The organism is Kitasatospora sp. NPDC096147 (assembly GCF_044763225.1).
Lineage (GTDB): Bacteria > Actinomycetota > Actinomycetes > Streptomycetales > Streptomycetaceae > Kitasatospora.
In genome coordinates this window covers 712,799-737,657 of sequence record NZ_JBIWFX010000004.1, presented here as the reverse complement: position 1 = coordinate 737,657, position 24,859 = coordinate 712,799, and the positions used below count along the sequence as shown (strand labels likewise).

At 74.1% G+C, this 24,859-nt stretch carries 23 protein-coding genes; 7 read left to right on the top strand and 16 right to left on the bottom strand.

Annotated features, from left to right (window positions below):
• Window positions 1–121 precede the first annotated feature (121 nt).
• The 9 genes from cbiE to ACIRBX_RS17360 all read right to left on the bottom strand — a co-directional run bounded on the left by cbiE (window position 122) and on the right by ACIRBX_RS17360 (window position 9,329).
• Window positions 122–1,381 (bottom strand): precorrin-6y C5,15-methyltransferase (decarboxylating) subunit CbiE, encoded by a 1,260-nt coding sequence (gene cbiE, locus ACIRBX_RS17400; protein WP_402297554.1) that lies wholly within the window; start codon window positions 1,379–1,381, stop codon window positions 122–124.
• Between the two features lie 199 nt (window positions 1,382–1,580).
• Complete coding sequence (locus ACIRBX_RS17395; protein ID WP_402297552.1) at window positions 1,581–2,201, bottom strand: GNAT family N-acetyltransferase; 621 nt, start codon at window positions 2,199–2,201, stop codon at window positions 1,581–1,583.
• A gap of 149 nt (window positions 2,202–2,350) precedes the next feature.
• Window positions 2,351–3,181, bottom strand: a complete 831-nt coding sequence (locus ACIRBX_RS17390) for a MetQ/NlpA family ABC transporter substrate-binding protein (protein WP_402297550.1) — start codon at window positions 3,179–3,181, stop codon at window positions 2,351–2,353.
• Window positions 3,182–3,225: 44 nt separating this feature from the next.
• Window positions 3,226–3,963 carry a methionine ABC transporter permease gene (locus ACIRBX_RS17385; RefSeq protein WP_402297548.1) on the bottom strand — a complete coding sequence of 246 codons (738 nt, stop codon included), beginning with the start codon at window positions 3,961–3,963 and terminating at the stop codon, window positions 3,226–3,228.
• Window positions 3,960–4,985, bottom strand: a complete 1,026-nt coding sequence (locus tag ACIRBX_RS17380) for a methionine ABC transporter ATP-binding protein (protein WP_402297546.1) — start codon at window positions 4,983–4,985, stop codon at window positions 3,960–3,962. Before ACIRBX_RS17380 ends, ACIRBX_RS17385 begins: the two co-directional genes overlap by 4 nt.
• 402 nt (window positions 4,986–5,387) lie before the next feature.
• Window positions 5,388–5,882 carry a GNAT family N-acetyltransferase gene (locus tag ACIRBX_RS17375; protein ID WP_402297544.1) on the bottom strand — a complete coding sequence of 165 codons (495 nt, stop codon included), beginning with the start codon at window positions 5,880–5,882 and terminating at the stop codon, window positions 5,388–5,390.
• Between the two features lie 266 nt (window positions 5,883–6,148).
• Window positions 6,149–6,436 carry a hypothetical protein gene (locus ACIRBX_RS17370; RefSeq protein WP_402297543.1) on the bottom strand — a complete coding sequence of 96 codons (288 nt, stop codon included), beginning with the start codon at window positions 6,434–6,436 and terminating at the stop codon, window positions 6,149–6,151.
• A gap of 52 nt (window positions 6,437–6,488) precedes the next feature.
• Window positions 6,489–7,913, bottom strand: a complete 1,425-nt coding sequence (gene argH, locus ACIRBX_RS17365; RefSeq protein WP_402297541.1) for an argininosuccinate lyase — start codon at window positions 7,911–7,913, stop codon at window positions 6,489–6,491.
• A 561-nt stretch (window positions 7,914–8,474) separates the two neighbouring features.
• Window positions 8,475–9,329: a LysR family transcriptional regulator gene (locus tag ACIRBX_RS17360; RefSeq protein ID WP_402297539.1), complete on the bottom strand. Its 855-nt coding sequence runs from the start codon at window positions 9,327–9,329 to the stop codon at window positions 8,475–8,477.
• A gap of 94 nt (window positions 9,330–9,423) precedes the next feature.
• On the opposite strand from ACIRBX_RS17360, the gene ACIRBX_RS17355 reads away from it, so the two are divergent.
• Window positions 9,424–10,155: an SDR family oxidoreductase gene (locus ACIRBX_RS17355; RefSeq protein ID WP_402297538.1), complete on the top strand. Its 732-nt coding sequence runs from the start codon at window positions 9,424–9,426 to the stop codon at window positions 10,153–10,155.
• 26 nt (window positions 10,156–10,181) lie between these two features.
• Here the strand turns inward: ACIRBX_RS17355 and ACIRBX_RS17350 are convergent, their stop codons facing one another.
• The 7 genes from ACIRBX_RS17350 to argG all read right to left on the bottom strand — a co-directional run bounded on the left by ACIRBX_RS17350 (window position 10,182) and on the right by argG (window position 17,591).
• Window positions 10,182–10,730, bottom strand: a complete 549-nt coding sequence (locus ACIRBX_RS17350; protein ID WP_402297536.1) for an arginine repressor — start codon at window positions 10,728–10,730, stop codon at window positions 10,182–10,184.
• A gap of 24 nt (window positions 10,731–10,754) precedes the next feature.
• On the bottom strand, window positions 10,755–11,945 hold the full coding sequence (locus ACIRBX_RS17345; RefSeq protein WP_402297534.1) for an acetylornithine transaminase: 1,191 nt from the start codon (window positions 11,943–11,945) through the stop codon (window positions 10,755–10,757).
• Entirely contained in the window at window positions 11,942–12,817 is an 876-nt protein-coding gene (gene argB / locus ACIRBX_RS17340) for an acetylglutamate kinase (protein ID WP_402297648.1), read from the bottom strand. The genes ACIRBX_RS17345 and argB overlap by 4 nt, the downstream gene beginning before the upstream one ends.
• A 70-nt stretch (window positions 12,818–12,887) precedes the next feature.
• Entirely contained in the window at window positions 12,888–14,057 is a 1,170-nt protein-coding gene (argJ, locus tag ACIRBX_RS17335) for a bifunctional glutamate N-acetyltransferase/amino-acid acetyltransferase ArgJ (RefSeq protein WP_402297532.1), read from the bottom strand.
• Window positions 14,054–15,082: an N-acetyl-gamma-glutamyl-phosphate reductase gene (argC, locus tag ACIRBX_RS17330; RefSeq protein WP_402297531.1), complete on the bottom strand. Its 1,029-nt coding sequence runs from the start codon at window positions 15,080–15,082 to the stop codon at window positions 14,054–14,056. The genes argJ and argC overlap by 4 nt, the downstream gene beginning before the upstream one ends.
• Window positions 15,083–15,235: 153 nt before the next feature.
• Window positions 15,236–16,045 (bottom strand): methyltransferase, encoded by an 810-nt coding sequence (locus ACIRBX_RS17325; RefSeq protein WP_402297529.1) that lies wholly within the window; start codon window positions 16,043–16,045, stop codon window positions 15,236–15,238.
• A gap of 91 nt (window positions 16,046–16,136) precedes the next feature.
• The gene (gene argG / locus ACIRBX_RS17320) at window positions 16,137–17,591 is read right to left on the bottom strand and encodes an argininosuccinate synthase (RefSeq protein WP_402297527.1); all 1,455 of its coding nucleotides are present in this window, start codon (window positions 17,589–17,591) and stop codon (window positions 16,137–16,139) included.
• A 146-nt stretch (window positions 17,592–17,737) separates the two neighbouring features.
• Between argG and ACIRBX_RS17315 the strand changes: the two genes are divergently transcribed.
• The 6 genes from ACIRBX_RS17315 to ACIRBX_RS17290 all read left to right on the top strand — a co-directional run bounded on the left by ACIRBX_RS17315 (window position 17,738) and on the right by ACIRBX_RS17290 (window position 24,856).
• Window positions 17,738–18,550 (top strand): DUF1963 domain-containing protein, encoded by an 813-nt coding sequence (locus tag ACIRBX_RS17315; protein ID WP_402297525.1) that lies wholly within the window; start codon window positions 17,738–17,740, stop codon window positions 18,548–18,550.
• Window positions 18,551–18,649: 99 nt separating this feature from the next.
• Entirely contained in the window at window positions 18,650–20,140 is a 1,491-nt protein-coding gene (locus ACIRBX_RS17310; protein ID WP_402297523.1) for an alpha/beta hydrolase, read from the top strand.
• Between the two features lie 32 nt (window positions 20,141–20,172).
• Window positions 20,173–20,868, top strand: coding sequence for a Clp protease N-terminal domain-containing protein (locus ACIRBX_RS17305; RefSeq protein ID WP_402297521.1), 696 nt, complete (start codon window positions 20,173–20,175; stop codon window positions 20,866–20,868).
• Window positions 20,869–20,967: 99 nt separating this feature from the next.
• Window positions 20,968–22,764: a M6 family metalloprotease domain-containing protein gene (locus tag ACIRBX_RS17300; RefSeq protein WP_402297518.1), complete on the top strand. Its 1,797-nt coding sequence runs from the start codon at window positions 20,968–20,970 to the stop codon at window positions 22,762–22,764.
• Window positions 22,761–23,945, top strand: a complete 1,185-nt coding sequence (locus ACIRBX_RS17295; protein WP_402297516.1) for a hypothetical protein — start codon at window positions 22,761–22,763, stop codon at window positions 23,943–23,945. The genes ACIRBX_RS17300 and ACIRBX_RS17295 overlap by 4 nt, the downstream gene beginning before the upstream one ends.
• Window positions 23,942–24,856: a RimK family alpha-L-glutamate ligase gene (locus ACIRBX_RS17290; protein ID WP_402297515.1), complete on the top strand. Its 915-nt coding sequence runs from the start codon at window positions 23,942–23,944 to the stop codon at window positions 24,854–24,856. Before ACIRBX_RS17295 ends, ACIRBX_RS17290 begins: the two co-directional genes overlap by 4 nt.
• The last annotated feature ends 3 nt before the right edge of the window (window positions 24,857–24,859 follow it).

The following is a 24,859-nucleotide window of genomic DNA, read 5'->3' as shown; positions in this document are numbered from 1 at the left end:
GAATCCCTGTCCGAATCCTGATCACACCCGCCGCAGTTTGGCCGACCCCCGTTGACGGGGCACCGACAGACCTACCCGGCGGGGTGACCGCCCCGGCCGCACGGGGCCGGCCGACGGTCCGTCAGGTGGCCAGCTCTCCCCAGAGCACCAGGCTCTGCTCCCCCGCGCCGACGGTCAGCCCCTGGACGCCACCCGGCGCGGGGGCCAGCGGCGAGGACTGCAGCAGCGCACCGCCCGCGACGTAGCCGGCGGCGGTGATCGCGGCCCGGACGGCCTCGGCCTCGGCCAGGGTGTGGGCGACCGCCACAAGGCGGTCCGGGCGCCGGGCCAGCACCGCACGGACCGCCTCCGCGCCGCCGGCCTCGACCACCACCGCGTCCGGCTCGGGCAGCCCGCCGAGCACCTCGGCGCCGACGCCGTGCACCACCTCGACCTCCACGCCGTAGCGGCGGGCGTTCACGGTGATCTGGGCGCAGGCCGAGCGGGACGCCTCCACCGCGACCACGGCCGCGCCGAACCGGCCGACCTCCACCGCCAGTGCCCCGCTGCCCGCGCCGACCGCCCAGACCAGCTCGCCGGGCACCGGGCCGAGCCGGGCCAGCGCCAGCGCGCGGACGTGCGGCGGCAGGGCGGCCCCGGCACCGCCCGCCGTGCCCGCCAGCTGCTCCGCGCCCGCGTACGCCCGGGAGTCCAGGGCCCAGCCCCGGTCCGGACCGGGGAAGCCGAGCGGGCGGCCGGCCAGCCAGCCGGAGGTCTCGCCGGGTGCGTGGTTGGGGCCGGCACCACCGATCACCAGCACCACCGACGGGTCCCGCCAGTCGTGGTCCGGCACCCGCTCGGAGGTGAGCACGGTGACGTCCTCGTCGTCGGTGCCGAGCGCCTCGCAGACCACGAAGGTACGGTGCACCCCACGGAGCATCAGGGCGAGTTCGCTGGGGCCGGCGTCGGGGGTGGTGAGCACCGCGACCTTGGGGTGGGCCCGGCAGACATTGGCCGCCCGGCGCAGCCGCCCGCCGTGCGCGCTGACCACCTGGGCGTCCTCCCAGGGCATCCCGGCCCGGGCGAAGGCGGCGGCCACCGAGGAGACCGCGGGCAGCACCTCCAGCTCCAACCCGTACTCGGGGCGGCGGAGTTCGCGCACCACCCCGAAGAAGCCCGGGTCACCCTCGGCCACCACCACGGCGGCGCCCCGGTGGGCGGCGATCCGCCGGGCCGCCTGCTGGACGCTGCCCAGGGTGAGCCGCTCGGCACCGGCCGGCACCGGCAGCGCGGCCAGTTGGTACGGGGCTCCCGCCACCAGCGTCGCGCCCGCGAGTGCCGAGGCTGCCGCCTCGGTCAGCGGCGTGCCGTCCCACCCGATGACCGTGATCCGGTCCGCCATCTACCGCTGCTCTCCCTCGTCCCCGTGACGGTCCGTCGGTCCGCCCGGTGCAGAGGGTACCCGGTGGGAGGGGTCCGGGGCGGGGAAGCGGGGCGGGAAACTCGCACAGCAGTGCGCAGGGTTCCGACGCGCCGTCAGCGGCCGGGCGCGGTCGGCTCCGGAGGACCGACGCAGCTGGGCCGGGTCGGGCCCGGAGGGCTCAGCGCAGTCCGGCGTGGTCGGCCTCGCGGGGGGCCAGCGGCTCCATGTCCTCGGGCAGCAGGCTCCACAGGATCAGGTCGCTGCGGCTCTCCTCGGTGCCGCCGACCTCCTCACCACCGCGCACTATCCAGGCGCTGCGCAGCACGCCCTCGCTGATGCAGCCGAGCTTCTGGGCGACCTGCTGGCCGGCCGTGTTCTCGGCGGCGGTGCGCAGCTCCAGCCGGAGGAAGCCCCGGTCCTCGAAGAGCCACTGGGCCACCCCGTTGACCGCCTCGGGCGCGTAGCCCTCGCCCCGGGCCCAGGAGGCGGTGACGAAGACCACCTCGGTGGAGCGCAGCCGCCAGTCGGTGGCCCGGAGTTCGACCACGCCGACCAGGCGGCGGGTGAGGTGCTCGGTGACGGCGAAAACGATTCCTCGCCCCTCGATGCGGCGGGCCGGCGCGAGCATCCGGGCCCACTCCCGGGCGTACTCCTCGGTGAAGGGCTGCGGGACGTCGGTCCAGGCGTTCACCAGCTCGTCGTCCATCATCGCCACCAGGCCGGGGACGTCGTCACCCGCGAGGGGTCGCAGCAGCAGGCGCTCGGTGCTGATCGCGGTCTCGGGGAAGCTCGCAGGCATGCCGTCTCTCTCCTCGCCGGGTCGTGGACACACGGTACGCCCAGCCCTGCCCGGGCCGTGACACGGTACCCGGTGGAACGCCGACGGCACCCCCACCACGCGGGCGGGGGTGCCGTTCTGAGCGGCTGTCAGGCGGCTCGCGGGCGGTGTCAGGAGGCCGGGACGACCGAGCCCTTGAAGGTCTCGTCGATGTACTGCTTGACCTTGTCGCCCTGGAGCAGCTCGATCAGCTTCTTCACCCGGGGGTCGCTCTCCTTGCCCTTCTTGACGGCCAGGATGTTGGCGTACGGGTTCCCGGCCGCCTTCTCCAGCACGATCGCGTCGCCGGCCGGCTTGAGGCCGGCCTCGATCGCGTAGTTGCCGTTGATCACGGCGGCGTCCAGGTCGGGGAGCGAGCGGGGAAGCTGGGCGGCCTCCAGCTCCTTCCACTTCAGGTTCTTCGGGTTGCTCACCACGTCGGCCGGGGTGGCGGCGGTGCCGACGCCGTCCTTGAGCTTGATGACGTCGTTGTCGGCGAGCAGCTTGAGCGCCCGGCCCTCGTTGGTGGTGTCGTTGGGCAGGCCGACGGTGGCACCGTTCGCCAGCTCGGTGACCGCCTTGACCTTCTTGGAGTACAGGCCCAGCGGCTCCAGGTGCACCGCACCGACGGAGACGATGTCGGTGCCCTTCTTCTTGTTGAAGTCCTCCAGGTAGGGCACGTGCTGGAAGTAGTTGGCGTCGGCCGAGCCGTCCTGCACCGCGGTGTTCGGGGTCACGTAGTCGGTGACGACCTTGACCTCGAGCTTGAGCCCGGCCGCGTCGGCCAGGTTCTTCTTCACGTAGTCCAGGATCTGCGCGTGCGGGGTGGGGCTGGCGATGACGGTCAGCGCCGCGTCCGGGCCGGAGCCCGAGGACGAGGAGCTGTCGCTGCCGCAGGCGGTCAGGGACAGGGCGAGCCCGGCGGTGGCGAGGATGCTGACGGACTTCAGGACGTTACGCACGAAAAGTGCCTTTCTCCATGGGTTGAACGGGTGGGGCGGGGTGGTCAGTGCGGGAGGACGAGTTCCTCGTCCTTCTCCGTGGGGGTGGCGCGGGAGCGCAGCAGCCGGGTGGTGCCGCCGGAGGAGCCGCGGTGGGTGAGCCGACGGACGATCAGGTCGCCGATCAACTGGATGGCGGTCACGATGACGGCCAGCTCGGCGACGATGACCCACATGAAGCCGGTCTCGAAGCGCAGGTAGCCGTAGTTGATGGCGAGGAAGCCGAGGCCGCCGCCGCCCACCGTGCCGGCCATCGCGGAGAAGCCGATCAGCGCGATGACCGTGGTGACCACGGAGGAGACCAGCGAGGGCAGCGACTCGGGGAGCAGCACCTTGCGGACGGTGGTCCAGGTGCCGCCGCCCATCGAGTGGGCCGCCTCCAGCAGTCCGCCGTCCACCTCGCGGACGGAGGTCTCCACCAGGCGGGCGAAGAACGGGATGGCACCGACCGTCAGCGGCACGGTGGCCGCCTCCCAGCCGATGGTGGTCCCGGCGATGGCCCGGGTGAAGGTCTGCAGCGCGACCATGATGATGATGAACGGCATCGAGCGGCCGAGGTTGACGACGGCGCCGATCACCCGGTTCACCGGGGCGTTCTGCAGTGCGCCGCCCTTGTCGGTGAGCACCAGCAGCAGGCCGAGCGGGAGCCCGAGCAGCACGGTGATGACGGCGGAGACGCCGACCATCTGGAAGGTCTCCCAGGTGGCGGGCCACATCAGCTCCTGCATCTGGTCCCAGGTCATGCCGCCGCTCCGTCCGTCTGGTCCAGCACGTCCACCTGGAGGCCCTGCTCGCGCAGGAAGCCGATCGGCACCACGTTGTCCTGGTGGCGCCCCGGCAGTTCGACCCGCATCCGGCCGACCATGCGGCCGGAGACGGTCTCCACCGCCGCGCCCAGGATGTTGATGTCGATCTGGTAGGTCCGGGCCAGCTGGGAGACGAACGGCCGGGCCGAGCTGTCGCCCTGGAAGGTGATCTCCAGGACGGTGTTGCCGGGGTGCCCCTGGCCGAACTCGCCGAGCGGGAACAGCTCCCGGGCCACCTCGGAGCCCTCGGTGGCGAGCAGGTCGGTGAGCTTCCCGGCCTCCACCACGCGGCCGCCGCGCATCAGGGCGGCGGAGTCGCAGACGGACTTGATGACGTCCATCTCGTGGGTGATCAGCAGCACGGTGAGGCCGAGCTGCTGGTTGAGGTCGCGCAGCAGCGCCAGGATCGAGCGGGTGGTCTCCGGGTCGAGCGCCGAGGTGGCCTCGTCGGAGAGCAGCACCTTGGGGTCGCCGGCCAGCGCCCGGGCGATGCCGACCCGCTGCTTCTGGCCGCCGGAGAGCTGGCCCGGGTAGTTCCGCGCCTTGTCGGCGAGGCCGACCAGCTCCAGCAGCTCGGCGGCCTTGCGGCGGCGCTGGGTGCGGTCCAGTCCGATGATCTCCAGCGGGAGCTCGACGTTCTCCTGCACGGTGCGCGAGGAGAGCAGGTTGAAGTGCTGGAAGACCATGCCGATCTTCTGCCGGGCGGCCCGCAGCTCCCTGCCGGCCCGCTGTTCGGTGCCGGGCAGCGCGGTCAGCTCCACGCCGTCCACGATGACCGTGCCCGAGCTGGGGCGCTCCAGCATGTTCACGCAGCGGATCAGGGTGGACTTGCCGGCGCCGCTGGTGCCGACGACCCCGTACACCTCGCCCTCGCGGACGTGCAGGTCGACTCCGGCGAGCGCGGTGGTCTCGCGGCCCCGGCTTCGGTAGACCTTGGTCAGGTCCTTGGTGGTGATCACGGCTGCTTCCGTTGTTCGGGGGCGGACGAGGGCGTGCGGAGGCACACCTCTGAGGGTGGGTCAGGTCCGGCCATGCTTCGATCGTGGCCGCTGGACGGCCGGGGCGCGCGTGGGCGTGGCCCTTACGTGTCAGGGCTCGCGGTGCGGCGGAAGAGGGGGCTGAGACGCCCTCAGAAGCGACACATTCGACAGCGACACATGCAGCTCTCACCCGTCGGCATGGTGCCGATGGCGGTGCGCGTCGTCGTCGTGGTCATGGGTGAAAGTAAATCAGACATATGGACACGATCCCAATTATCAGGAGCAGCTGTCCGCACTTCGGACACGACACTGTCACCTCAAGGGTGACGGCGCCCCGACCAGTCGTTCGGTCGGGGCGCCGTGGGTGTCGCTGACGGTGCTTCAGGCCGCTGCGGCGACCGGGTGGTGCTTCTCCAGGGTGACCATGCTGAGCCGGCCGGACACCTCGCGGACCTCGGTCTGCCGGTAGCCGTGCCGGGCGTAGAGCCGGAGGTTGCCCAGGCTGCGGTGGCCGGTGAAGAGCCGGTACGCGCCGACCGCGTGCCGCTCGTGCAGGCGGCGCTCGACCGCCTCCAGCAGCCGGCCGCCGAGGCCGTGCCGCTGCATCCGGGGGTGCACCACCAGCCGGCCGATGTGTGCGGTGCCGTCCTCGTCCACCGAGCCCCGGACGGTGCCGACGATCTCGTCGCCGAGCCGGGCGACCAGGACGTGGCGCTCCGTCAGTTCGGCGCGCAGACTCTCCAGGGTCTGGGTCAGGGGGTCGATCGCCCAGTCCCCGTAGAGCTCGGCCTCGGACTGGTAGCCCAGGTACTGGAGCTTCAGGATCTGCTCGGCGTCCTCGACGCTCGCCACCGAGATGTTCACGCTCATGCCCATGTGCGGGGGCCTCCCCATCAGTTGGTTCCGGTGCGCGCGGTGAGGGTTGTGCACCGGTCGCCCTGCCGAAGGTCTCCCGGCCGGGGATCCGCCCAGGCCGGGGGTGGCGCAGACCACGTCCCGGCTGTCCTCCGGGCCCGACCTGCGCGCACGCCCATTCTCGGGCCGGGTGAGGAGTCGTCAAGGACGCGTTCGCCACCGTGCTACCCCGCGGCCCGCCCACGGCAACCCTCCGGACGCCGGGACGTGGCGAGGGTCACTACGGCTCAGTCGGGTCGCTCGTTGTGCAGCAGGGCGCGCAGGCAGGCCAGGCAGCGCGAACGGGTCGGTCCGATACTGCCGCGCGGCAGCCCCAGCCGCTCGGCGAGTTGGCGGTACGTCAGTTCGGGCGCCTCGGCCAGCGCGGCCATCAGTTCGGGGCAGCGCCCGGGCAGCACGGCCAGCGCGCGGCGGACGGCGCGCTCCCGGGCGGCGGTCAGCACCTGGTCCTCGGCGGACGGCACGGTCCACTCCGTCCGGGTGACGTCGGGGCGGAGCTCGGCGTAGCGGATCACTCCCGGAGAACGACGAAGGGGCGCCCGGAGGCGCCCCTTCGAACGGGTGGTGTCAGCCCTGGACCCACTCCTGCTGGACGGCCAGGTCGGCCTTCAGCTCGGCCAGCTGGACGGCGACCGCCGACGGGGCGGTGCCGCCCCGGCCGCTGCGGGAGGCGATCGCGCCGTGCACGCTGAGCACCGAGCGGACCTCCGGCGTCAGGTGCTCGCTGATCCCGGCGAACTGCTCGTCCGTCAGGTCGGAGAGCTCGATGCCCTCGCCCTCGCAGACCTTGACGCAGGCCCCCGCGACCTCGTGTGCCACCCGGAACGGGACGCCCTGCTTGACCAGCCACTCGGCGATGTCGGTGGCCAGTGAGAAGCCGGCCGGGGCCAGCTCCTCCAACCGCTCCCGGTGCACGGTCAGGGTGGCCATCATGCCGGTGAAGGCCGGGAGCAGGACCTCGAGGGTGTCGCAGGAGTCGAAGACCGGCTCCTTGTCCTCCTGGAGGTCCCGGTTGTAGGCCAGCGGCAGCGCCTTGAGGGTGGCCAGCAGCCCGGTCAGGTTGCCGATCAGGCGGCCGGACTTGCCCCGGGCCAGCTCGGCGATGTCCGGGTTCTTCTTCTGCGGCATGATCGAGGAGCCGGTGGAGAAGGCGTCGTGCAGCGTGATGAAGCCGAACTCCTTGGTGTTCCAGATGATCACCTCCTCGGCGATCCGGGAGAGGTTGATCCCGATCATCGCGGTCACGAAGGCGAACTCGGCGACGAAGTCCCGCGAGGCGGTGCCGTCGATCGAGTTGCCCACCGAGCCGCGCTCGAAGCCGAGTTCGGCCGCCACCTGCTCCGGGTCCAGCCCGAGCGAGGACCCGGCCAGCGCGCCGGAGCCGTACGGCGAGACCGCGGTGCGGACGTCCCACTGACGCAGCCGCTCGGCGTCCCGGCCGAGGGCCTGCACGTGCGCGAGGACGTGGTGGGCGAAGAGCACCGGCTGCGCGTGCTGGAGGTGGGTGCGGCCCGGCATGGCGGTGGTGGGGTACGCCTCGGCCAGGCCGACCAGCGCGTGCTGGAGGTCCAGCAGCAGACCGCCGATGATCTTCGCGTGGTCCCGCAGGTACATCCGGAACAGCGTGGCGATCTGGTCGTTCCGGGACCGGCCCGCGCGGAGCTTGCCGCCGAGGTCCGGGCCGAGCCGCTCCAGCAGGCCCCGCTCCAGGGCGGTGTGCACGTCCTCGTCGGCGACGGTACCGGTGAAGGTGCCGGCCTGGACGTCGGCGAGCAGCCGGTCGAGGCCGCCCAGCATGCCGGCCAGCTCCTCGTCGGTGAGCAGGGCCGCCTTGTGCAGCACCCGGGCGTGGGCCTTGGAGCCGGCGATGTCGTAGGGGGCGAGCCGCCAGTCGAAGTGCACCGAGGCGGACAGCTTGGCCAGCGCCTCCGAGGGGCCGTCGGCGAAGCGGGCGCCCCAGAGGCGGACGTCGGCGTTCTGGTCGGCGGTCATCGCGTGGGCTCCTTCGGGTGACTGTACGAGGATTGGCATAAGTATGCACTGCCGCGCATGAAACACCAAACGACTTCCGGCGGGGCGGCGGGGAGCCGCTGCGGCGGCCGACGGACGGCCGGGGTCCCTCTCGGGCCCGGGGCACCCCGACGGGTCCGCACCCGCCCCCGGAGCACGGCGGCCGCCTCGTCGCCCGGAGCCTGACGGGCCGTCACGGTCGCGGCGAAGGCGTCGACTTCCGGCGGACCGGTGATCCGCAGCCGGACCGGTGCCGGTAAGGCCGGCCGACGGCCCCGGAGGACGGCGACGCGGGCAGGTGAGCCCAGGAGAGCCCGTCGAGGTGAGCGGGCGTCAGCCCGGGCTCCTCGGGAGGCGGCCCGACGGCGGGATCACCGCGCCCCCGCAGGCAGCCACAGGTCCGGCGCGTCGTCCACACCACCCCGCCGGCCCGTCCGACGGGGCGGTCGGTACCGGGCCCGGCGTCGGACGGGGCGTCGGCACACCGGCTCCCGAGGACGCAGCCCGGCCGATGGCCGTCGGCCACGGGCCCCCGGAGGCGCCCTAGCCGGACAGCCGAGTCGCGGTCCGGACCAGGTCGGCGAGGGCGCGGGAGCGGCTGTGCGGGGGCCAGGCGATCACCGTGGTGACCTCGGGCGCGTCCAGGACGGGGACGGCGGCCAGGTCGCCGCGCAGGTGGGTGCGGGCCGACTCCGGGGAGACCGCGCAGGCCCGGCCGAGGGCGACCAGCTGAAGCAGCTGCGCGTGGTCGCGGACCTCCGGGCCGGGGCCGGGCGGGTAGCCGCCGTCGGGGCCGGGCCAGCGGGGCAGCGGCAGGCCGGGCAGACCGGTGAGGTCGGCCATCCGCAGGTGGGGCCGGGCGGCCAGCGGGTGGCCGGCCGGCAGCAGGGCGACCTGGCCCTCGGTGGCCAGCTCCTCGGTGTGCAGGCCGTCCGTCGGGTCGAACGGCCGCAGCAGCAGCGCCGCGTCGGCCCGGCCTTCGCGCAGCAGCCGGCCGGATTCGGCCGGGCCGCACAGCACGACCTCGACCTCGACGGCGTCCGGTCCGCCGGCGTAGGCGTCGAGCAGCCTCGCCAGCAGGTCGCCGGAGGCGCTGGCCTTGGTGGCCAGGACCAGCCCGGGGCGGCCGGTCACGGCGCCGGCGGCCCGCCGGGTGCGGCGCTCGGCCGCGTCCACCGCGTCCAGGGCCGCCCGGCCCTCGGCCAGCAGCACCGCACCGGCCGCCGTCAGCGTGACGGCCCGGCTGGTCCGCTCCAGCAGGGCGGCGCCGAGCCGGCGCTCCAGCTGCTGGATCGCCCGGGACAGCGGCGGCTGCGCGATCCCCAGCCGCAGCGCGGCCCGGCCGAAGTGCAACTCCTCGGCCACCGCGACGAAGTAGCGCAGTTCCCTGGTCTCCATCCGGTCACCGTACGCCGGATCGATACCCCGGCGGTATCGATGCCCACCCGATCGGTCTTGGACGCCCTCCGCAGCCCCCGGGCAGCATGGCCGCATGAGCGAACGGAAGGTCGCGCTGGTCACCGGCGCGAACAAGGGAATCGGTTACGAGATCGCCGCCGGGCTGGGTGCCCTCGGCTGGCGGGTGGGCGTCGGCGCCCGCGACGACGGGCGCCGCGCGGCGGCGGTGCAGCGGCTGCGCGCGGCCGGGATCGACGCCTTCGGCGTCCCGCTGGACGTCACCGAGGACGTCGGCGTGTCGGCCGCCGCGCGGCTGATCGAGCGTCAGGAGGGCCGCCTCGACGTGCTGGTCAACAACGCCGCGATCAGCGGCGCCATGCCGCAGCAGCCGACCGAGGTCGACCTGGCCACCGTCCGGGCGGTGCTGGAGACCAACGTGCTGGGCGTCATCCGGGTCACCAACGCGATGCTGCCGCTGCTGCGGCGCTCCGCCTCGCCCCGGATCGTCAACATGTCCAGCAGCGTCGGCTCGCTGGCCCGGCAGTCCGGCCCCGAGCCGGACCGGACGGCGGGCCCGGTGGCCATGGCGTACGCGCCGTCGAAGACCTTCCTGAACGCCGTCACCCTGCAGTACGCCCGCGAGCTGAGCGGGACGGACGTGCTGGTCAACGCCGCCTGCCCCGGCTACGTCGCGACCGACCTGAACGGCTTCCGGGGTGTGCGCACCCCGGCGCAGGGCGCGGCGATCGCCGTCGAGCTGGCGACCCTGCCCGACGGCGGCCCGACCGGGCGGTTCTTCGACGACGCCGGGCCGGTGCCCTGGTAGGGCCGCACCCGTGGGCCCGGGCGCGGCTACTGGGCCTTGGCCTGGGCGAGCTGCATCAGGTGGTCGGCCAGCGCCTGGCCGCCGAACGGGTCCCGGCTGATCAGCAGCACGGTGTCGTCACCGGCGATGGTGCCGATGATCTCGAAGACCTGGGCCTGGTCGATCGCGGAGGCCAGGAACTGGGCGGCGCCCGGCGGGGTGCGCAGCACGACCAGGTTGCCGGAGGCGGTGGCGGAGACCATCAGCTCGCCGGCCAGCCGGGCCATCCGGCCCTCGGTGGCGGATTCGCCCATCGGCGCGCGCGGGGTGCGGTCCCCGCCCTCGGCCGGGACGGCGTAGATCAGCGCGCCGTCCCGGTTCCGGATCTTCACCGCACCCAGCTCGTCCAGGTCCCGGGAGAGGGTCGCCTGGGTGACCACCAGACCGTCGTCGGCGAGCAGCTTGGCCAACTGGCTCTGCGAGCGGACGGGCTGACGGGTCAGCAGGTCGACGATCCTGCGGTGCCGGGCGGTGCGGGTCTGCGGGACCTGCGGGGTCGGCCCGGCGGCCGGCTGGTCGGAGCTGGGTGCGGTCATGACGAGGATTCTCCCGGAGTCCGCTCAGACGTTCGCGTCAGGGGTGACGCCGTTCAGGATCTCCGGCAGGGCGGCCAGGAAGGAGGCGGCCTCCGCCTCGGTGAGCACCAGCGGCGGTACCAGCCGGACGGCGTCCGCCACCGCCGCGTTCACCAGGAACCCGGCCTCCTGCGCGGCGGCCTGCACCTTCGCCGCCACCGGCTCGTTCAGCACGATGCCGAGCAGCAGCCCGGCGCCCCGGACGTGGCTGACCAGCGGGTGGCCGAGCGCCTCGATGCCGGTGCGGAGCTGCTCGCCGACCTTCTGGACGTGCTCCAGCAGGCCCTGCGAGGCGATGGTGTCGAGCACCGCGAGCCCGGCCGCGGCGACCACCGGGTTCCCCCCGAAGGTGGTGCCGTGGTGGCCCGGGTGGAGCAGCTCGGCGGCCTCGCCGAAGGCCAGCACGGCACCGATCGGCAGCCCGCCGCCGAGGCCCTTGGCCAACGTCACGATGTCCGGCTCGACGCCCTCGTACGCCTGGTGGGCGAACCACTGGCCGGTCCGGCCGATGCCGGTCTGGATCTCGTCCAGCACCAGCAGGGTGCCGGTGGCCCGGGTGATCTCCCGAGCCGCCGTCAGATAGCCGTCGGGCAGCGGGATCGCGCCGTTCTCGCCCTGGATCGGCTCCAGGAAGACGGCGGCCGTCCGCTCCGTCACGGCGGCCCGCAGCGCCTCCACGTCACCGAACGGGACGTAGGTCACGTCACCGGGCAGCGGCAGGAAGGGGGTCTGCTTGGCGGGCTGGGCGGTGAGCGCCAGCGCGCCCATGGTCCGGCCGTGGAAGGCGCCCTGGAGCGAGACCACGTGGGTCCGGCCGGTGAGCCGGCCGATCTTGAAGGCGGCCTCGTTGGCCTCGGCGCCGGAGTTGCAGAAGAAGACCTTGCCCGGGCGGCCGGCCAGCTCCAGCAGCCGCTCGGCCAGCCGGATGGTGGGCTCGGCCATGAAGAGGTTGGAGACGTGGCCGAGGGTGGAGATCTGCGCGGTCACCGCCTCCACCACGGCGGGGTGGGCGGTGCCCAGCGCGTTCACCGCGATGCCGCCGACCAGGTCCAGGTAGGCCTTGCCGTCGGCGTCCCAGAAGGTCGAGCCCTCGCCCCGGACCAGCGGGATCCGGGGGGTGCCGTAGTTGTCCATCAGCGAGTGCTGCCACCGCTGGGTGAGCTGAGTGTTCGTCATGCCAGGCCCCCCAGGACCGTCTCGTCGTCGTCCGGCACCACCATGGTGCCGATGCCCTCGTCGGTGAAGATCTCCAGCAGCAGGCTGTGCGGCACCCGGCCGTCCAGCACGCGGGCGGTGCCCACGCCGGAGCGGACCGCGCGCAGGCAGCCCTCCATCTTCGGGAGCATGCCGCTGGCCAGGGTGGGCAGCAGCTTCTCCAGCTCGCCCGCGCCGAGCTGGCTGATCACGTCGTCGGAGTCCGGCCAGTTGGCGTACAGGCCCTCGACGTCGGTGAGCACCACCAGCATCTCGGCGCCGAGCGCGACCGCCATCGCGGAGGCGGCGGTGTCGGCGTTGATGTTGTAGACGTGGCCGTCGGTGCCGCGCGCGATCGAGGAGATGACCGGGATCCGGCCGTCCGCGATCAGCGCCTTCACCGCGCCCGCCTCGACGTTGACGATGTCGCCGACCAGGCCGATGTCCACCGGCTCGCCGTCCACCACGGCGTACCGCTTCACGGCGGTCATGGTGTGCGCGTCCTCGCCGGTGATCCCGACCGCGAACGGACCGTGCTCGTTCAGCAGCCCGACCAGCTCGCGCTGGACCTGGCCGGCCAGCACCATCCGGACCACGTCCATGGTCTCGGGGGTGGTGACCCGCAGGCCGGCCGTGAAGCTGGACTCCAGGCCGAGCTTCTCCAGCTGCGAGCTGATCTGCGGGCCGCCGCCGTGCACCACGACGGGGTGCAGCCCGGCGTAACGCAGGAAGACCACGTCCTGGGCGAAGGCGGCCTTCAGCTCCTCGTCGACCATGGCGTTGCCGCCGAACTTGATGACCACGGTCTTGCCGTGGAAGCGCTCCAGCCAGGGCAGCGCCTCGATCAGCGTCATCGCCTTGGGCAGTGCGGTGTTGTTCCGGGCCTGTTCGCCCTTGGGTGCGATCTTCACGGTGTCCCCCGGCTCAGGTGGAGTAGGCGCTGTTCTCGTGGACGTAGTCGGCGGTGAGGTCGTTGGTCCACACGGTGGCCTGCTCCTGACCGGCCTTCAGGTCGGCGGTGATGACGATCTCACGGCCCGTCATGTCGACCAGCTCGCGGTCCTCCCCCACGCCGCCGTCCCGGCAGACCCAGACGTTGTTGATCGCGACGTCCAGCGCGTTCGGGTCGAAGGCGGCCGAGGTGGTGCCGATCGCGGCCAGCACCCGGCCCCAGTTCGGGTCCTCGCCGTGCAGGGCGCACTTGAGCAGGTTGTTCCGGGAGATGGTGCGGGCCACCTCGACGGCGTCGGCCTCGGTGGCCGCGTTCAGCACCTCGATCCGGATGTCCTTGGAGGCGCCCTCGGCGTCGCCGATCAGCTGGCGGGCCAGGTCGGCGCTGACGGCGGCCACCGCCGCGGCGAACTCCCCGGCGTCCGGGGTGACGCCCGAGGCGCCGGAGGCGAGCAGCAGCACGGTGTCGTTGGTCGACATGCAGCCGTCGGAGTCGATCCGGTCGAAGGTCACCTTGGTGGCGGCGCGCAGCGCGGCGTCCAGGCCGGGGGCGTCCACCACCGCGTCGGTGGTGAGCACCACGAGCATGGTGGCCAGGCTCGGGGCCAGCATGCCGGCGCCCTTGGCCATCCCGCCGACCGTCCAGCCGCCCTGGCTGACCTGGGCGGTCTTGTGCACGGTGTCGGTGGTCTTGATGGCGATGGCGGCGGCCTCGCCGCCGTCCTCGCCGAGCGCCTTGGCGGCCTGCTCGACGCCGGGCAGCAGGATGTCCATCGGCAGCCGGACGCCGATCAGACCGGTGGAGGCGACGGCCACCTCGCCCGCGTTCAGCCCCAGCTCGGCCGCTACCTTCTCGGCGGTGGCGTGGGTGTCCTGGAAGCCGGCCGGGCCGGTGCAGGCGTTGGCGCCACCGGAGTTGAGCACCACGGCGGAGACCTGACCGCCCTTCACCACCTGCTCGCTCCAGAGCACCGGCGCGGCCTTCACCCGGTTCGCGGTGAAGACGCCGGCCGCGGCGAGCTGCGGGCCGTCGTTGACCACCAGGGCGAGGTCCGGGGTGCCGCTGGCCTTGATGCCGGCGGTGACCCCGGCGGCGCGGAAGCCCTTGGCCGCCGTGACGCCGACGTTCCGAGTGGTGGTCACGGTGCGACTCCGTTCAGGGGAAGGCCCAGCTCCTCGGGGAGGCCGAGGGCGATGTTCATGCTCTGCACCGCGCCGCCGGCGGTGCCCTTGACCAGGTTGTCGATCGCGCTGATCGCGATGATCCGGCCGGCGTGCTCGTCCAGCGCGACCTGCACCAGCGCGGCGTTCGAGCCGTAGACCGAGCTGGTCTGCGGCCACTGGCCCTCGGGCAGCAGCCGGACGAACGGCTCGCCCGCGTACGCCTCGGCGTACGCGCGGCGCAGCGACTCGGCGGTGGTGCCGGGCTTCGCCTTGGCGCTGCAGGTGGCCAGGATGCCGCGCGGCATCGGGGCCAGCGTCGGGGTGAAGGAGACGATCACGTCCTCGCCCGCCACCGGCGAGAGGTTCTGCGCCATCTCCGGGGTGTGCCGGTGGCCGCCGCCGACGCCGTACGGGCTCATCGAGCCCATCACCTCGCTGCCCAGCAGGTGCGGCTTGGCCGCCTTGCCGGCGCCGGAGGTGCCCGAGGCGGCGGTGATCACCGCCTCCGCCTCCGCGAGCCGGGCCGCGTACGCCGGGTAGAGCGCCAGCGTGACGGCGGTCGGGTAGCAACCCGGCACCGCGATCCGCTTGCTGCCCTTCAACGCGGCGCGGTGGCCCGGGAGTTCGGGCAGGCCGTAGGGCCAGGTACCGGCGTGCGGGGAGCCGTAGAACTTCTCCCAGACGGCCGCGTCCCGGAGCCGGAAGTCGGCCCCGCAGTCGACCACCAGGACGTCCTCGCCGAGCGCCTCGGCCACGGCGGCGGACTGGCCGTGCGGCAGCCCGAGGAAGACCACGTCGTGCCCGGCCAGCGTCTCGGGGGTGGTCGGCTCCAGCACCCGGTCGGCCAGCGGCAGCAGGTGCGGCTGGAGCTCGCCGAACCGCGCCCCGGCGTTGGACCCGCCGGTCAGGGCGCCGATCTCGACCTCCGGGTGGCCGAGCAGCAGGCGCAGCACCTCGCCACCCGCGTACCCGCTCGCACCGGCGACGGCGACTCGCAATGCCATGACGATTCCTCTCTAGGACTAGGCATGAATATACGCAGCACGGAACATCCATGCAAGGAGCTGCACACGGGACGGCCTCGCCACCCGGCGCCGCCCGCACTACTTAGGCGACCCTAAGTTTTCCACGCCCGGCGGGCTGCTCCGACCACCGGCTCAGGGCCGGCGCCCCCAGGCGGAGATCATCGGGGAGGTCGAGAGGTCCAGCCGGCCCGCCTCGACGGCGGCCAGGTGCCGGTCGATCTCGTCCTCGGTGGCCAGCCCGGCGGCCAGCAGCTCGGCCCGGACGTGCCGCACCGTGGCGGCCTCCAGCACCGCGCAGGCGGGCGAGGTCACCGGGAAGTACGCCTCCGCCGCCACCTCGGCCAGCCCGGCCTCCCGGAGCAGCCGGGGCAGCTTCCGCCCGAAGGCCAGGTCCGCCCCACGGGCCGTCAGCAGGGTGCGGAAGGCGGCCTTCAGACGGTTCGCCAACTCCTGCTCGGGGCCGTGCCCGTCCAGGCAGACCAACGGCTGGGCGGCCGGATCGGCGTCCTCCAGCAGCAGCCAACCGCCCGGCTTCAGGGCGGCCGCCATCGACCGCAGCGCCCGTTCGCGCCCGGCCACGTGCACCAGCACCAGCCGGGCGTGCACCAGGTCGAAGCCCTCGCCCGGAGGCTCCTCCCGGCCGACGTCGTGCCGGCGCACCTCCAGCACCCCGCCACCGGCCGCAGCGGCCGCAGCGGCCCACGAGGTGTCCAGGTCGGTGGCCAGCACCCGGCCCCGCGGCCCGACCCGCTCCGCCAGCCAGGCCGGCACCGTGGCCCCGCCCGCGCCGACCTCCCAGCACCGCCAGCCCGGCGCGATGCCGAGTGCCTCGATCCGCCGGAAGGTGCCGGGGTCGAAGAGGCTGCCGAGCGCGTCGAACCGCACCCCCGCCTCGGGCCGGGCGTTGTCGAGCAGGTATCCGGGGGCCTCGGAGTCGGTCATGCCGCCGATTCTGCCCGGGGACGAGCCCGGGCCCCGACAGGGCGTGTGCCTGTCGGGGCCCGGACTCCGTACGGGGTGCGGCGGCTGACGGTCAGTCGGTGCCGGACTCCATCGCCGCGCGGTCGAGGGCCGCCTCCTCGGCGGTGGGCTCGACGGTGGAGGCGATGGCCTCGGCGCCGCCCTGGTCCATCGCGCCGATCAGGCCGGTCGAGGCCGCCTGGGCGGCACCGATCGAGCGCTGGCCGCCGGGGGCCTCGCCGACCAGGCCGAGCGCGGCGTACTGCTCCAGCCGGGAGCGGGAGTCGGCGATGTCCAGGTTGCGCATGGTCAGCTGGCCGATCCGGTCGACCGGGCCGAAGGCGGCGTCCTCGGTGCGCTCCATCGAGAGCTTGTCCGGGTGGTAGCTGAGGGCCGGGCCCTTGGTGTCGAGGATCGAGTAGTCCTCACCCCGGCGCAGCCGCAGGGTGACCTCACCGGTGATCGCGGCGCCGACCCAGCGCTGGAGCGACTCACGGACCATCAGGGCCTGCGGGTCCAGCCAGCGGCCCTCGTAGAGCAGCCGGCCGAGGCGGCGGCCCTCGTTGTGGTAGGCGGCGATGGTGTCCTCGTTGTGGATCGCGTTCACCAGCCGCTCGTAGACGATGTGCAGCAGCGCCAGGCCGGGGGCCTCGTAGATGCCGCGGCTCTTCGCCTCGATGATCCGGTTCTCGATCTGGTCGGACATGCCGAGGCCGTGCCGGCCGCCGATCGCGTTGGCCTCCATCACCAGGTCGACCGGGGTGGCGAAGGTCTTGCCGTTGATCGAGACCGGGCGGCCCTGCTCGAAGGCGATCGTGACGTCCTCGGCGGCGATCTCCACCGACGGGTCCCAGAACCGCACGCCCATGATCGGGTCGACGGTCTCGATGCCGGTGTCGAGGTGCTCCAGGGTCTTGGCCTCGTGGGTGGCGCCCCAGATGTTGGCGTCGGTGGAGTACGCCTTCTCGGTGGAGTCCCGGTAGGGCAGGCCGTGCGCGACCAGCCACTCGGACATCTCCTTGCGGCCACCGAGCTCGGTCACGAAGTCCGCGTCCAGCCAGGGCTTGTAGATCCGCAGGTGCGGGTTGGCCAGCAGGCCGTAGCGGTAGAACCGCTCGATGTCGTTGCCCTTGTAGGTGGAGCCGTCGCCCCAGATCTGGACGCCGTCCTCCAGCATCGCCCGGACCAGCAGGGTGCCGGTGACGGCCCGGCCGAGCGGGGTGGTGTTGAAGTACGCCCGCCCGCCGGAGCGGATGTGGAACGCGCCGCAGGCCAGCGCCGCCAGGCCCTCCTCGACCAGGGCCGCCTTGCAGTCCACCAGGCGCGCGATCTCCGCCCCGTAGGCGTTGGCGCGGCCGGGCACCGAGGCGATGTCGGGCTCGTCGTACTGGCCGATGTCGGCCGTGTACGTGCAGGGCACGGCGCCCTTGTCACGCATCCAGGCGACGGCCACCGAGGTGTCGAGACCGCCGGAGAAGGCAATACCGACTCGCTCGCCGGTGGGAAGGGAGGTGAGGACCTTGGACATGGGAAGAGTATGCATCAGAATGCATGGCCATGCAAAGCGCTTCGGCCGGGGCCTCCGAGCGGCCATCCTGCCAGCCGGACCGGCGCACCGACAGCCTCCGGAAACCCCGGTGCGGAGCCCTCCCCGCCGCCGGTACCGTGCGCCCGGTGAACCCCCGGACCCCCAGCCGCCCGCTGGACGTCGAACGCCTCTTCCCCGAGGTGGTGCCCCACCGCCGCCGGGCCGTCCGCCTGCACCCCCGGGCCGGCTCGCCCGGCCGCCGGGACAGCTCGGTGGGCGGGCCGCTGCTCTGGCCGGCCGACGAGCCCTGGCCGCTCTGCCCCGAACACTCCGGCTCGCCGATGGTGGCCGTGGTCCAGGTCCGCCGGGACGACCTGCCGGAGCAGGTGGTGCCGTACCCGGCCGACCGCGACCTGCTCCAGGTGCTCTGGTGCCCGCGCGACCACGACGGCCGGTGGGTGGAGCCGCTGGTGGTCTGGCGTGCGGCCCCCGCCGGGGGCGTCGCCCTGGCCACCGCTCCACCGCCGCCCGCGGAGGCGGAACGGGTCTACCTGCCCCGCCCGTGCACCGTGCACCCGGAGGCGGTGACGGAGTACCCGAGCTGGGACCTGCCGGAGGAGCTCTGGCAGCGGCTGGAACCGCGCTTCGAGGAGGTCGAGCGGGAGCGCTGGTGGGACTACCAGAACCACCTCTCCACCGCGCCGGGGATCAAGCTGGGCGGTTACCCGGCCTGGTGCCAGGACCCCCGCCGGCCGGACTGCCGGAGCTGCCGCTCCCCCATGACGCACCTGCTGTCGATCGAGAGCAGCGAGTACCCGCTGAACCCGGCCTGGGGCCCGGCGGGCGAGGATCCGGCCACCGTCGGGCCCGAGCTGCGGCTCGGCGGCCTGGGCGGGGTCTACCTCTTCGAGTGCCACCGCTGCCCCGGCCGGCCGTTCGACCACCGCTTCGACCGCTGACCTGACGTCAACTCCCGTGCCGGGGTGGGGAACACCCCACCCCGGACCGGCCGGGTGGCCGGATGGGGCGGCGCGGCCCGGCCGAGCAGACTTCCGGGCATGAGGAACCGACTCGCCACCCTGGCTACCGCGACCGCCGTCACCGCCGCCCTGCTCGGCCTGGCCGCCCCCGGCGCCACCGCCGCCGCCCGGCCCGCCTGGGGCGACTGCCCGGGCCAGGGCCTCGACCCGCGCCAGCGCTGCACCACCGTGGAAGTACCCCTCGACCACGCCGTCCCGGACGGCCCGACGATCACCCTGGCCGTCTCCCGGATCCCGGCCGAGCGGCCGGAGCTCCGCCGGGGCGTCCTGCTGATGGTGCCCGGCGGCCCGGGCGGCGGGGCGGTCGACTGGCCGGGCAAGGCCGCGAAGCAGCTGCCGCGCGAGGTGCGGGAGCGGTACGACCTGATCGGCTTCGACCCGCGCGGGGTGGGCCGGAGCACGCCGGTGAGCTGCGGGCTGGCCCACGAGGACCTGTCGATGACGAAGCTGCGCCCCTGGCCCGCCGCCGACGGCTCGACCACGGCGAACACCGAGACCGCCCGCCGGGTCGCCGAGACCTGCCTGCGCAACGGCGGCCCGGTGCTGCGCAGCCTCTCCACCGCCAACGAGGCCCGCGACATCGACCGGATCCGGCAGGCCCTCGGGGAGCGGAAGCTCTCGCTCTGGGGCATCTCCTACGGCACCTACGCCGGGGCGGTGTACAGCACCATGTACCCGCAGCGCACCGACCGGGTGCTGCTGGACAGCAACGACGACCCGGACCCGGCGAAGGTCGGCCGGGGCTGGCTGGCCGCCTTCGGCCCGGGCGCCGAGGACCGCTTCCCCGACTTCGCCCGCTGGGCCGCCGCACCGGACAGTCCGCTGAGGCTGGCCGAGCGGCCCGAGCAGGTCCGCCCGCTCTTCCTGGAGCTGGCCGCCCGGCTGGACCGCGAGCCGCTGCCCTGGCCCGGCGCCAACCCGGCCGTCCTGGACGGCAACGCGCTCCGCGAGGCGCTGCTCAACGCGCTGTACGACGACGAGCGCTTCCCCGGCCTGGCCCGACTGATCGCCGACGGGCTGGCCCGCCGCACCCCGGCCGCCCCGCAACTGCCGCCGGACGCCGCGCTGCAGAACACGGTGGCGGTCTCGGTCGGGGTGCTCTGCAACGACGTGGCCTGGCCGCGCGACCCCGCCGGGTACACCCGGGCGGTCGCCGACTCCCGCGCGAAGCACCCGCTGACGGCCGGCATGCCGGTGAACGTGATGCCCTGCGCCTTCTGGCCCGCCCCCGCCGAACCCCCGGTCCGGATCACCCCGGCCGGCCCGCCGAACGTGCTGCTGGTGCAGAACCTGCGCGACCCCGCGACCCCCTACGCCGGCGCCCTGAAGCTCCGTCAGGCCTTCGGCCAGCGGGCCCGGATGGTCGCCGTCGACTCCGGCGGCCACGACGTCTACGCCGCCAACGGGAACGCCTGCGGCGACCGGCTGGCGACCGACTTCCTGACCACCGGCCGGCGCCCGGCCCGGGACGCGTTCTGCCCCGCCGAGGAACTGTCAACTCATGGTTGACACCCAACAGCTGTCAACCTAACGTTGACAGCATGACGACTCCGGTACGGCTCGACGACCTGATCGAGTCCATCAAGAAGGACCACCCCGCCGACTCCCTGGTCCAGCTCGAAGGGGCGGTCATCGCGGCCGACCACCTCGGCGAGCTGGCCGACCACCTGATCGGGCACTTCGTCGACCAGGCCCGCCGCTCCGGCGCCTCCTGGACCGACATCGGGCGCAGCATGGGCGTCACCCGCCAGGCGGCACAGAAGCGCTTCGTGCCCAAGGACCCGGGCGAGGCGGGCGCCCTGGACATGACCCAGGCGTTCAAGAAGTACGACAACGCGGCCCGCACCGCCGTGATCGCCTCCCAGGAGGAGGCCAGGACGGCGGGCGGCGACGAGATCCGTACCGCCCACCTGCTGCTCGGCCTGACGGTCACCCAGGACTCGCTCGGCTTCCGGGCGCTGGCCGCCCAGGGTGTGACGGCGCAGGCGCTGCGGGCCGCCGCCACCGCCACCCTGCCCACCCCGGCCGAGCACCAGCCGGCCCTGATCCCGTACGACGGGGCGGCCAAGAAGCTGCTGGAGCTGACCTTCCGCGAGGCCGTCCGGCTCGGCCACCAGCACGTGGGCACCGAGCACGTGGTGCTGGCCGCCCTGGAGCTGGAGGACGGTGCGGGCATCCTGACCGGACTGGGCGTCAGCAAGTCCGAGACGGAACGCTTCGTGATCGAACAGGGCTGAATTCCCAAGGCGACTCCCTCGCACGGCGGTATCGCCCGCGGATCCGCGCCACTACCATCCGTAGTCAGCAGATCGCAGCCCGCTGCCGAGGGAGCCGCCATGCCCGAGCTTTCGCCCCGCGCCGTCTGGTCCGACTTCTGCGCCGTCGCCCCCAGCCCCGAGCTCCGCGACCGGCTCCGGCAGGAGCTGGCCCGGCTCCGCTCCGGGCCGGACGAGCTGGCCGGACAGTTCGCGGTGGGACGCACGCCGCACCGGCTGGGCTTCGACGACGGCGCCATCTTCCCGCCCGAGGACTTCCCGCTCGGCACCCCCTACACCACCATCAAGCAGGCGGCGGCCGAGCGCGCCCCGCTGCGCGGCGCGGTGCGGGTGGTGGTGGTGCTGGCGGACTTCTCCGACCGGGCCCTGACGGCCGGTCAGGCCCACTTCGAGCAGCTGTTCTTCTCGCTCGGCGAGCTGCCGCACGGCTCGGTGCGGGAGTACTACCGCGAGGTGACGCACGGTCTGGTGGACATCGTCGGCGAGGTGGTCGGCCCGCTCCGGCTGCCGAAGCCGCTGGCCTGGTACGCCAACGGGAACTTCGGCATCGGCCGTCCGACCGGCGAGCCCCGGGCGCACCTGATGGCCCGGGACGCCCTGCTGGCCGCCGACCCGACGGTGGACTTCACCCCGTACGACAACGACGGCAACGGCTTCGTGGACGCCTTCGTCGTGGTGCACGCCGGCTCCGGCGGCGAGGCCACCGGCGCTCCCGGCGACATCTGGTCGCACAAGTGGACCCTCCCCGAGGTGCAGAACGCGGACGGCACCAAGGTCTTCGCCTACCTCACCATCCCGGAGGACGCGAAGATCGGCGTCTGCGCCCACGAGTTGGGCCACCTGCTGTTCGGCTTCCCCGACCTGTACGACACCGACGGCACCTCCGAGGGGGTGGGGAACTGGTGCCTGATGGGCGGCGGCTCCTGGGGCGGCGGGGGCGACGTGCCGACCCACCCGTCCGCCTGGTGCAAGGTGAACCAGGGCTGGGCGGGCACCACCGTGGTCACCTCCGGCGGCCCGGTGACCTTCGAGGACGTGAAGACCGGGCACACCGTCCACCGGCTCTGGAAGGACGGCGCGGGCGGCAGCGAGTACTTCCTGGTGGAGAACCGTCAGCAGACCGGCTACGACGTCTCGCTGCCCGGCTCCGGCCTGCTGATCTGGCACGTGGACGAGACCAGGCCGGGGAACACCGACGAGAACCACTACAAGGTCGGCCTGGTCCAGGCGGACGACCGCCGCGACCTGGAGCTGGCCCGGAACCGGGGCGACGGCGGCGACCCGTACCCCGGCAGCGCGGGCCGCACCGAGTTCACCGCGACCAGCACCCCGAGCTCCAAGTCCTTCGCCGGGGCCGACACCTGCGTCTCCGTCACCGGCATCCCGGCCCCGGCGGTCTGCATGACCGCCACCGTCTCGGTCTCCTGCGGCAAGCCGCTGTCCAAGGAGCTGAAGGACGGCGGCAAGGAGCGCAAGGACAGCAAGGAGCCCTACAAGGAGCGCAAGGACGCCAAGGACCGGCTGGAGCACAAGCGGCCCGAGCGGCCACCGTTCGGGCGCGGCGGCGGCGCGGCGGCCGGCGATCCGCTGACCGAGGCGGTGCTCGACCTCCAGGTCCGGCTGGCCGCCGTGGAGCAGTTCCTGACGGGCGGTCAGGGGGACGGCGGTCCGGCGGTGGACGGGGAGTACACCGGCGGCGGGGCGTTCACCGGCACCGAGCCCTTCATCGGTGCCGAGCTGCGGCCCGACCTGGTGGGCGGCCCGGGCCACGACCCGGAGGCGGACGGCCTGCGGCAGGCGGTCGCCGAGGGCGACCCGCAGGCCAAGCGGGCCTTCGACACCCTGCCGCCGCAGTGACCCGCACCGTCGTCGTGCTCGCCGACCGGGCCGACCACGGCGCGGCGGCGATCGCCCGCGAGCTGGCCGCCCGCCCGGGGGCCGGCCGGGTCCTGCTGCTCGGCCCCACCGACCTGCTCCGCGCCCGCTGGTCGCACCGGACCGACGCGGCCGGCAGGCCGCGCACCACCCTCACCCTCCCCGGCGGTGAGCGGCTGACGGACGACGGCATCGGCGCGGTGCTGCACCGGCTGACGCACCTTCCGCTCCCGCCCACCCGGACGGGGCGCGCACCGGAGGCCGCCCCCGGCGCGGCCCACCGCCCCGGGCCGTCCGGTCCCGGTGCCCGGGCCGCACCCGGCGACGAGGGCCCGGCAGGCGCGTCCGCCCGGGGAGACCTGGGCGGCCACCCACCGGGTACCGGTGGACCGGCTGACGCCCGCACCGGAGCACCCACGGGCCGCTCCTGCGGCCACCCCGCGCCCACCGTGCCCACCACCCCACTGCCGCTGCCGGGCACCCCCGCCCCTGACGGCGCGTCACCGTCCGCCCCCGGAGGCGGTTGCACCGGCACCACCGCCAAGGACCGAGACTACGCACGCGCCGAGCGGTACGCCCTGCTGGCCGCCTGGCTGCTCGGGCTCGGGAGCCGGGTGCTCGGGCCGGTGCACGCCTGCGGCACGGCGCCCGGGCCGCTGTCGGCCGCCACCGCACTCGCCCTCGCCGAGCACCTCGGCCTGCCGGTCGCCCGGACCGGGCGGGCCACCCGGGCCGGGCTGCTCGGGGCCGGGCCCGGCGAGGTGCTGGTGCCCGAACTGGCCTGGCCCGGCGGCCCGGCCGCGCCCGTCCCCGCCGAGGTGCACCCCGCCCCCGGCCCGTCCACCCGGCTGCTGCTCTGCGGCACCGGGCTGACCGGCGGCGAGACCCCGTACGGCCCGCAGCTGCGGCTGCTCGCCGGCCGCCTGGGCACCACCCTGCTCGAACTCCGGCTCGCCCCCGGCGGCCTGCTGACCGGCATCGACCTGCTCCCGCCGCTCGCCCTCCGGGCCCACCGCACCGCCGTCGCCGACTGGCTGCACGGCACGGCGGCAGCCGGCCCCGCCGCGACCGTCACGCCGGCGACAGGCGACGCGGCCCGGCGATCGGCGCCCGGCGCCGGGCCCGCCTCCGTGTCCGCCCGGGCGCCGGAGGCCGTGCGGTGATCCTGTTCTACGGCCGTCCCGAGGACCCGCCGCTGGGCCGGACCGTGGCAGCCGCCCGGCGGGCGGGGTACCCGCACCTGGTGGTGGACCAGGCCCGGCTGGCCCGGTACGACTTCGTCTGCGGCACCGGTGTGCCGGGCCGCCTGGCGGTGGACGGGCGGCAGGTGGAGCTGGCCGAGGTCGGCGCGGTGTACGCCCGGCCACTGGAACTGCCCGCCGCCCCGGGCCAGGACGCGGCGGCGCGGGCCCGGGCGGCGGCCTTCCACCGCTGGTTCACCGACTGGCTGGACTGGGCGGACACCCTGGTGGTCAACCGTCCGCTCGCCATGGAATCCAACTCCTCCAAGCCGTACCAGGCCCAGCTGATCGCCCGGGCCGGCTTCCCGGTGCCGGAGACCCTGGTGACGGACGATCCGGCCGAGGTGCGGGAGTTCCGCGCCGAGCACGGCCGGGTGGTCTACAAGTCGGTCAGCGGCATCCGTTCGATCGTCCGGGAGCTGACACCTGACGACGAGTCACGCCTGCACCTGGTACGCGGGCTGCCGACCCAGTTCCAGGCGTACGTGCCGGGCCGGGACGTACGGGTGCACGTGGTCGGCCGCGAGGTGTACGCGGCGGCGGTGGACAGCGCTGCGGTGGACTACCGCTACGCCGACCGGGACGGGCTGCGCACCGAGCTGACCCGCTACCGGCTGCCGCCCGAGGTGGCCGAGCGCTCGGTGGCGCTGGCCGCCGCGCTCGGGCTGCCGCTGGCCGGCATCGACCTGCGGCTGCGGCCGGACGGCGCCTGGGTGTGCTTCGAGGTGAATCCGATGCCCGCCCACAGCTACTACGAATCGCACACCGGCCTGCCGATCGCCGCCGCCCTGGCCGCGCTGCTGGCCGGCGCCCCGACCCCCGTGGAGGCATGAGCC

What these genes read in the sequence shown, in the direction of transcription:
- ACIRBX_RS17350 (WP_402297536.1), bottom strand. Translation starts at nt 10,730, where the DNA reads ATGACCGCACCCAGCTCCGACCAGCCGGCCGCCGGGCCGACCCCGCAG.
- ACIRBX_RS17345 (WP_402297534.1), bottom strand. Translation starts at nt 11,945, where the DNA reads ATGACGAACACTCAGCTCACCCAGCGGTGGCAGCACTCGCTGATGGAC.
- ACIRBX_RS17395 (WP_402297552.1), bottom strand. Translation starts at nt 2,201, where the DNA reads ATGCCTGCGAGCTTCCCCGAGACCGCGATCAGCACCGAGCGCCTGCTG.
- ACIRBX_RS17325 (WP_402297529.1), bottom strand. Translation starts at nt 16,045, where the DNA reads ATGACCGACTCCGAGGCCCCCGGATACCTGCTCGACAACGCCCGGCCC.
- ACIRBX_RS17310 (WP_402297523.1), top strand. Translation starts at nt 18,650, where the DNA reads ATGAGGAACCGACTCGCCACCCTGGCTACCGCGACCGCCGTCACCGCC.
- cbiE (WP_402297554.1), bottom strand. Translation starts at nt 1,381, where the DNA reads ATGGCGGACCGGATCACGGTCATCGGGTGGGACGGCACGCCGCTGACC.
- argB (WP_402297648.1), bottom strand. Translation starts at nt 12,817, where the DNA reads ATGACGCTGATCGAGGCGCTGCCCTGGCTGGAGCGCTTCCACGGCAAG.
- argG (WP_402297527.1), bottom strand. Translation starts at nt 17,591, where the DNA reads ATGTCCAAGGTCCTCACCTCCCTTCCCACCGGCGAGCGAGTCGGTATT.
- ACIRBX_RS17355 (WP_402297538.1), top strand. Translation starts at nt 9,424, where the DNA reads ATGAGCGAACGGAAGGTCGCGCTGGTCACCGGCGCGAACAAGGGAATC.
- argH (WP_402297541.1), bottom strand. Translation starts at nt 7,913, where the DNA reads ATGACCGCCGACCAGAACGCCGACGTCCGCCTCTGGGGCGCCCGCTTC.
- ACIRBX_RS17305 (WP_402297521.1), top strand. Translation starts at nt 20,173, where the DNA reads ATGACGACTCCGGTACGGCTCGACGACCTGATCGAGTCCATCAAGAAG.
- ACIRBX_RS17375 (WP_402297544.1), bottom strand. Translation starts at nt 5,882, where the DNA reads ATGGGCATGAGCGTGAACATCTCGGTGGCGAGCGTCGAGGACGCCGAG.
- ACIRBX_RS17360 (WP_402297539.1), bottom strand. Translation starts at nt 9,329, where the DNA reads ATGGAGACCAGGGAACTGCGCTACTTCGTCGCGGTGGCCGAGGAGTTG.
- ACIRBX_RS17385 (WP_402297548.1), bottom strand. Translation starts at nt 3,963, where the DNA reads ATGACCTGGGACCAGATGCAGGAGCTGATGTGGCCCGCCACCTGGGAG.
- ACIRBX_RS17300 (WP_402297518.1), top strand. Translation starts at nt 20,968, where the DNA reads ATGCCCGAGCTTTCGCCCCGCGCCGTCTGGTCCGACTTCTGCGCCGTC.
- argC (WP_402297531.1), bottom strand. Translation starts at nt 15,082, where the DNA reads ATGGCATTGCGAGTCGCCGTCGCCGGTGCGAGCGGGTACGCGGGTGGC.